This window comes from Bacillus sp. EKM208B (genome assembly GCF_011800725.1).
Classification (GTDB): Bacteria; Bacillota; Bacilli; order Bacillales; family Bacillaceae; genus Bacillus; species Bacillus velezensis.
In genome coordinates, this window is sequence record NZ_JAANHO010000040.1 from 1 (window position 1) to 374 (window position 374).

1 protein-coding gene is annotated in these 374 nt (G+C 42.0%); it reads right to left on the bottom strand.

Annotated elements, in window-relative coordinates; translation table 11 throughout:
• A partial coding sequence (locus G9F75_RS19745; RefSeq protein WP_260399157.1) for a T7SS effector LXG polymorphic toxin occupies positions 1–374 on the bottom strand: 374 nt, incomplete at both ends.

Consider the following 374-nt stretch of genomic DNA (forward strand, 5'->3'; position numbering starts at 1 on the left):
TGGGAAGGTTCAAGATTCTCGTAACCGATCTTCTTCGCAATTTCCAAGTATTCATCCGGATCGGTCACACCGTCAGCCAGCTTTTTCTTTAGATCCTTGATTTCCCGCTCTTTCGCTTCTTCCTTCTTAAACGTTAAATATGTGTCTGAGTGTCTTGCAATCTCGCCTTTTTTCTTATGTATGTCACTTTCTCTGTACGCCTTGGCGTTATAGTGAAGTGGTGTTACATTTTTCCCTTTGCCTGTAGCATTTTGGAGCTGCTGAAAATCTGCCTGAATGAAATGTTCATTTGCCTCGGTTTCTGCGTATTCTTTCGTTAGATCGTGATCAAGCTTTCCGAGTTTATGTATGGTCTTATCCCGTTTTTTGTCTGC